Source organism: Pseudomonas sp. HY13-MNA-CIBAN-0226 (assembly GCF_040310305.1).
Lineage (GTDB): Bacteria > Pseudomonadota > Gammaproteobacteria > Pseudomonadales > Pseudomonadaceae > Aquipseudomonas > Aquipseudomonas gregormendelii.
In genome coordinates this window covers 89,302-95,931 of sequence record NZ_JBEOPS010000026.1, presented here as the reverse complement: position 1 = coordinate 95,931, position 6,630 = coordinate 89,302, and the positions used below count along the sequence as shown (strand labels likewise).

The window sequence follows — 6,630 nt, the reverse complement described above, 5'->3', positions numbered from 1 at the left end:
CATTTAGTCTCATGGTCACGCGCTTAATCTTTAAATTGGGGGTTGGCGCGGCCGCAGGCTGCGATCTTTTGATTTTGCTGTCAAAAGATCGCAGCCTGCGGCAGCTCCTACGGGAATTCGTGGTGAGTTGCCGATTTATTCGGCGTTACACAGCGCCAGGCAGTTATCCAGCATGCGGTTGGAGAAGCCCCATTCGTTGTCGTACCAGGCCAGCACCTTCAGCAGCTTGCCGCTGGATTTGGTGTGGTTGGCGTCAAAGATCGACGACAGCGGGTTGTGATTGAAGTCACTGGAGACCAGCGGCAAGGTGTTATAGCCGAGGATCTTCGAATGCTGGCTGGCTTCCTTGAGCAGCGCGTTCACTTCATCAGCCGAGGCTTCGCGTTTCAATTGCACGGTCAGGTCGACCAGCGACACATTGATCACCGGCACCCGTACCGCCATACCCGTCAGTTTGCCCGCCAGTTCCGGCAACACCAGCCCGACCGCTTCAGCCGCCCCGGTTTTGCTCGGGATCATGTTCTGGGTCGCCGAGCGGGCGCGGTACGGGTCGGTGTGGTAGACGTCGGTCAGGTTCTGGTCGTTGGTGTAGGCGTGAATGGTGGTCATCAGGCCACTTTCGATACCGAGCTCGCGGTGCAGCACTTGCGCAACGGGGGCCAGGCAGTTGGTGGTGCACGAAGCGTTGGAAATGATCTGGTGCGACTGGCGCAGAATGTCGTGGTTGACGCCATACACCACGGTGGCGTCGGCGCCTTTGGCCGGGGCCGAGATGATGACTTTGCGCGCACCGGCAGTAATATGCGCGGCGGCCTTGGCCCGGTCGGTGAACAGCCCGGTGCATTCGAACACCACGTCGATTTTTTCCGCAGCCCAGGGCAGTTCTGCCGGATTGCGAATTGCGCTGACGGCAATGCGGTCGCCGTTGACAGTCAGGCTTTCCTGATCGTGCTGCACATCGGCGTCGAACGTGCCGTGAACGGTGTCGTATTTGAGCAGATGAGCGTTGATCGAACTGTCGCCCAGGTCATTGATGGCAACGATCTGCAGGTCCTGGCGATAACCTTGGGTATACAGTGCGCGCAGGACGTTGCGGCCGATACGGCCAAAACCATTTATTGCAATTCGAAGAGTCATTTAACTGGGCCGCCGTCGTTTTGTTGTTGGAATTACAAGATTATTCGCATAAAAATAGAAAACAAGCCTTTTTAGTGGCAATATTTTGTTCAATCTACAACGAGTGACCTGAATCAACTGGTCCGACCGATCAAGAAAACCGTCTGTCATCCCAATCACAGCGGTGCTTGTTCAGCATAGACAATCAGGTCGCCACATCCGTTAGCCTGGAGTTCTAAACATGCATCCCCGCGTCCTTGAGGTCACCGAACGGCTTATCGCCCGCAGCCGCGCAACCCGCGAGGCTTACCTTGCGCTCATTCGCGGTGCTGCCAGCGACGGTCCGATGCGCGGCAAGCTGCAGTGCGCCAACTTCGCCCATGGCGTGGCGGGTTGCGGCACTGAAGACAAGCACAGCCTGCGGATGATGAACTCCGCCAACATCGCAATTGTTTCGTCATATAACGACATGCTCTCGGCGCATCAGCCGTACGAAGTCTTCCCTGAACAGATCAAGAAGGCGCTGCGCGAGATCGGGTCGGTCGGCCAGTTCGCCGGCGGCACCCCGGCCATGTGCGATGGCGTGACCCAGGGCGAGCCCGGCATGGAACTGAGCCTGCCGAGCCGCGAAGTGATCGCGCTATCGACCGCCGTGGCGCTGTCCCACAACATGTTCGACGGCGCATTGATGCTGGGCATCTGCGACAAGATCGTGCCGGGCCTGATGATGGGGGCGCTGCGCTTCGGTCATCTGCCGACCATCTTTGTCCCCGGCGGGCCGATGGTCTCGGGTATTTCCAACAAGCAGAAAGCCGATGTGCGCCAGCGCTATGCCGAAGGCAAGGCCAGCCGCGAAGAGCTGCTGGAATCGGAAATGAAGTCCTACCACAGCCCGGGTACGTGCACCTTCTACGGCACCGCCAACACCAACCAGTTGTTGATGGAAGTGATGGGCCTGCACTTGCCGGGTGCTTCCTTCGTCAACCCGAATACGCCGTTGCGCGAAGCCTTGACCCGCGAAGCGGCACATCAGGTGACCCGCCTGACCAAGCAGAATGGCGACTTCATGCCCATCGGCGAAATCGTCGACGAGCGTTCGCTGGTCAACTCGATCGTGGCGCTGCATGCCACCGGCGGCTCGACCAACCACACCCTGCACATGCCAGCCATCGCGATGGCGGCCGGTATCCAGCTGACCTGGCAGGACATGGCCGACCTCTCCGAGGTGGTGCCAACCCTGAGCCACGTGTACCCCAATGGCAAAGCCGACATCAACCACTTCCAGGCGGCGGGCGGCATGTCGTTCCTGATCCGCGAACTGTTGGCGGCCGGGTTGCTCCATGAAAACGTCAACACCGTGCTGGGTCATGGCCTGAGCCGCTACACCCTGGAGCCTTTCCTGGATAACGGCGAGCTGGTGTGGCGCGAAGGCCCGACCGACAGTCTCGACGAGAGCATCCTGCGTCCGGTGGCCCGGGCGTTTTCCCCCGAAGGCGGCCTGCGCGTGATGGAAGGCAACCTCGGGCGCGGCGTGATGAAAGTCTCGGCAGTGGCGTTGGAGAACCAGATAGTCGAGGCGCCAGCGATGGTGTTCCAGGACCAGCAGGACCTGGCCGATGCGTTCAAGGCCGGTCTGCTGGAGAAGGATTTCGTTGCCGTGATGCGCTTCCAGGGCCCGCGTTCCAACGGCATGCCGGAACTGCACAAGATGACGCCGTTCCTTGGCGTGTTGCAGGACCGTGGCTTCAAAGTGGCGCTGGTGACCGACGGGCGCATGTCCGGCGCCTCGGGGAAAATCCCGGCGGCCATTCACGTCAGCCCTGAAGCTTATGTCGGCGGCGCTTTGGCCCGGGTGCAAGAGGGCGATATCATCCGCGTCGATGGCGTCAAAGGCACCCTGGAGCTTAAGGTGGACGCCGACGAATTTGCAGCGCGCGAACCTGCCAAGGGCCTGTTGGGCAATAACATCGGCAGCGGTCGCGAACTGTTTGGTTTCATGCGCATGGCCTTCAGCTCGGCGGAGCAGGGCGCCAGCGCCTTCACTTCTGCCCTGGAGACGCTTAATTGAAACTGGCTTTGGTCGGTGACATCGGTGGCACCAACGCACGGTTTGCGTTGTGGAAAGACCAGCAACTGGAGGCCATCCAGGTGCTGGCGACGGCCGATCACGCCAGTCCGGAGGAGGCCATTGCCCTCTACCTGAGCGGGCTCGACCTGGCGCCGGGCTCCATCGGCTCGGTGTGCCTGTCGGTGGCTGGCCCGGTGAGCGGCGACGAATTCAAGTTCACCAACAATCACTGGCGACTCAGTCGCAAGGCGTTCTGCCAGATCCTGCAGGTGGATGAGCTGCTGCTGGTCAATGATTTCTCAGCCATGGCGCTGGGCATGACCCGGTTGCAGCCGGACCAGTTTCGGGTGGTGTGCCCAGGCACGCCGGAGCCGTTGCGCCCGGCGGTGGTCATCGGTCCGGGCACCGGCCTGGGAGTCGGCACCTTGCTTGACCTGGGCGCCGGGCGTTTTGCCGCCTTGCCCGGGGAGGGCGGTCACGTTGATCTGCCCCTGAGCAGCCTGCGGGAAACCCAGCTGTGGCAGCATATTTTTAATGAGATCGGGCATGTCAGCGCCGAGACGGCGTTGAGTGGCGGTGGCTTGCCGCGGGTGTACCGGGCAATTTGTGCGGTGGACGGGCACGAAGCGGTGCTCGATACCCCGGAGTCGATCACAGCCGCCGGCCTGGCCGGCGACCCGATTGCGCTGGAAGTGCTGGAGCAATTCTGCTGCTGGCTCGGCCGTGTGGCGGGCAACAACGTGCTCACCACTGGCGCACGGGGCGGCGTGTACATCGTCGGCGGGGTGATTCCGCGCTTTGCCGATTTCTTCATTGAAAGCGGGTTTGCCCGGTGTTTTGCCGACAAGGGGTGCATGAGCGATTACTTCAAGGGCATCCCGGTGTGGCTGGTGACGGCGCCGTATTCCGGGCTGATGGGTGCGGGTGTGGCGCTGGACCAGGCCTGAAACCGCGTCGCCTCCATCGCGGGCAAGCCACGCTCCCACAGGATTACCTGCATCTGAAAATGTGCGCAGGACCTTGTGGGAGCGGGCTTGCCCGCGATGGGGCCCGAACAGGCAATAAATTTCCAAGGTTCATCAGGCATAATCCGCCCCAACTCAAACAACAAGGACGCCGCCCCGTGAGCTCAGTCAACAAGTCGATTTTGTTGGTCGATGACGATCAGGAAATACGCGAGTTGCTGGATACCTACCTGACCCGCGCGGGTTTCCAAGTGCGTACCACACCGGACGGCGCCGGCTTCCGGCAGGCCATGAACGAGGCGCCGAGCGACCTGGTGATCCTCGACGTGATGCTGCCCGACGAAGACGGCTTCAGCCTGTGCCGCTGGATTCGCCAGCATCCGCGGCAGGCCCAGGTGCCCATCATCATGCTCACCGCCAGCTCCGATGAAGCTGACCGCGTCATCGGCCTGGAGCTCGGTGCCGACGACTACCTCGGCAAACCCTTCAGTCCCCGGGAACTGCAGGCGCGGATCAAGGCGCTGCTGCGGCGCGCACAATTTGCTCAGGAACGCTCCGGCGGTGAAGTGCTGGCCTTCGATGACTGGCGCCTGGACATGGTCAGCCACCGGCTGTTCCACACCGACGGCGAGGAAGTCATTCTCTCCGGCGCCGATTTCGCCTTGCTCAAACTGTTTCTCGATCACCCCCAGGAAATCCTCGACCGCGACACCATCGGCAACGCCACCCGTGGCCGCGACCTGATGCCCCTGGATCGTATCGTCGACATGGCGGTCAGCCGCCTGCGCCAACGCCTGCGCGACACGGAAAAACCGCCACGGCTGATCCGCACCGTGCGCGGCAGCGGCTATCAGCTGGCAGCCAATGTGGTTGCCAGCAATGGTCACTGAGTTCCTGCGCAAACTGGCGACCAGGGTGCCGGTGCCGCGTTCGCTGCTGGGGCGGATGTTGCTGCTGACACTGCTGGCGGTGTTGTTTGCGCAGGCGTTGTCGAGCGTGATCTGGGTATCGCAGCTGCGTGCTACCCAGCTCGAAGGCCTGGTCACCAGTGCCCGCAGCCTCGCGCACTCAATGACCGCCAGCGTCAGTTACTTTCGATCCCTGCCCGTCGCCTTCAGGCCGCTGGTCCTTGACCAGTTGCGCAGCATGGGCGGCACCCGTTTTGTCGTGACGCTCAACGACAAACCCCTGGGCATGGAAGTGCTGCCGATCACCCCGCGTAAAGCGGCGGTGCTCAAGGCGGTGGACGAAGTGTTGCGCCAGTCCTTGGGACAGGACGCGGACATCTCCGTGACCTTCGTCAGCCCCGAGGACCTGCGAATTTTCAACGGCGGCCTGAAACTCGACGAGTTGCCACGCTCCTGGGCGCATTACGCGCTGACCCTGGAGCCGGTGAATCCACCGGTGCTGGTCACGCAGATCCAGATGGCGCCCGGCGAATGGTTGTACATCGCCTCGCTCCTGCCCGAGCCCTACACCAGCCTGGAAGAGCAGGGCCTGCCTGCGCAGCAAGTGTGGTTCATCGTGCTCACCAGTGGCTTTTTGCTGTTGTTCATCGGCTTGCTGGTGCACTGGCAAAGCCGGCCGCTCAAGCGCCTGGCGCGAGCCGCGCGAGACATGTCCCTCGGCGCCGAGGTAGAGCCAGTGGCTGAAGGCGGTGGCAGTGAAGTGGTCGAAGTGGGCCGCGCTTTCAACGCCATGCGTGAACGCATCAGTCGCTACCTGACCGAGCGCAGCCAGTTGTTCAGTGCCATTTCCCACGACCTGCGCACGCCGATTACCCGGTTGCGCCTGCGCGTGGAATTGCTCGAGGACGAACAGTTGCAAGCCAAGTTCGGCCGCGATCTGGATGAGCTGGAATTGCTGGTCAAAGGTGCGCTGCAATGCGTGAAAGACACCGACATCCACGAGAACATCGAGGCGGTGGACCTCAATCACGTGCTCGATTGCCTGGTGGAGCCGTACCTGGCGCCCAACGGCAACGGTCGCGTCACCCAGCAGGGCCGGGCGCTGGCGGCCTACCCTGGCAAGCCGCTGGCACTGAAGCGGTGCATTGGCAACCTGATCGACAATGCCTTGAAGTACGGGCAGAACGCGCACTTGCATATCGATGACGATGAAAGCGCGTTCATCCTGCATGTCGATGATGAAGGCCCGGGTGTGCCGGAGCAGCGTTTGGAGCAGGTGTTCGAACCGCACTTCCGGCTGGCAGGGCAGCAGCAGGGGTATGGGTTGGGGTTGGGCATTGCGCGCAATATCGCCCACAGTCATGGCGGCGAAGTCAGCCTGCAGAACCTGCGTGAAGGTGGGTTGCGGGTGACGTTACAGTTGCCGCGTAGTGTTGAGTAGGTACACCGCGTAATCGTTCTTCTCGGGCGAGCCCGCTCCCACAGGATTACCTGCATTCTCAAATTATGTGCATAACCCTGTGGGAGCGGGCTTGCCCGCGAAGGCGTCAGTCGATCCAACCCATACCCAGAT

At 61.7% G+C, this 6,630-nt stretch carries 5 protein-coding genes; 4 read left to right on the top strand and 1 reads right to left on the bottom strand.

Going from position 1 to position 6,630, the window contains the following annotated elements:
* Positions 1-135 precede the first annotated feature (135 nt).
* Complete coding sequence (gene gap, locus AAEZ05_RS25025; RefSeq protein ID WP_045057896.1) at positions 136-1,137, bottom strand: type I glyceraldehyde-3-phosphate dehydrogenase; 1,002 nt, start codon at positions 1,135-1,137, stop codon at positions 136-138.
* A gap of 220 nt (positions 1,138-1,357) precedes the next feature.
* Here gap and edd point away from each other — a divergent pair, with 220 nt between their 5' ends.
* From edd to AAEZ05_RS25005, 4 genes are all read left to right on the top strand, one after another.
* Complete coding sequence (gene edd / locus AAEZ05_RS25020) at positions 1,358-3,184, top strand: phosphogluconate dehydratase (RefSeq protein WP_045057897.1); 1,827 nt, start codon at positions 1,358-1,360, stop codon at positions 3,182-3,184.
* Positions 3,181-4,131: a glucokinase gene (locus AAEZ05_RS25015; RefSeq protein WP_350649352.1), complete on the top strand. Its 951-nt coding sequence runs from the start codon at positions 3,181-3,183 to the stop codon at positions 4,129-4,131. The genes edd and AAEZ05_RS25015 overlap by 4 nt, the downstream gene beginning before the upstream one ends.
* 176 nt (positions 4,132-4,307) lie before the next feature.
* Positions 4,308-5,039 carry a response regulator gene (locus tag AAEZ05_RS25010; protein WP_045057899.1) on the top strand — a complete coding sequence of 244 codons (732 nt, stop codon included), beginning with the start codon at positions 4,308-4,310 and terminating at the stop codon, positions 5,037-5,039.
* Complete coding sequence (locus tag AAEZ05_RS25005; protein WP_350649350.1) at positions 5,029-6,498, top strand: ATP-binding protein; 1,470 nt, start codon at positions 5,029-5,031, stop codon at positions 6,496-6,498. The genes AAEZ05_RS25010 and AAEZ05_RS25005 overlap by 11 nt, the downstream gene beginning before the upstream one ends.
* The last annotated feature ends 132 nt before the right edge of the window (positions 6,499-6,630 follow it).

What these genes read in the sequence shown, in the direction of transcription:
- gap (WP_045057896.1), bottom strand. Translation starts at nt 1,137, where the DNA reads ATGACTCTTCGAATTGCAATAAATGGTTTTGGCCGTATCGGCCGCAAC.
- edd (WP_045057897.1), top strand. Translation starts at nt 1,358, where the DNA reads ATGCATCCCCGCGTCCTTGAGGTCACCGAACGGCTTATCGCCCGCAGC.
- AAEZ05_RS25005 (WP_350649350.1), top strand. Translation starts at nt 5,029, where the DNA reads ATGGTCACTGAGTTCCTGCGCAAACTGGCGACCAGGGTGCCGGTGCCG.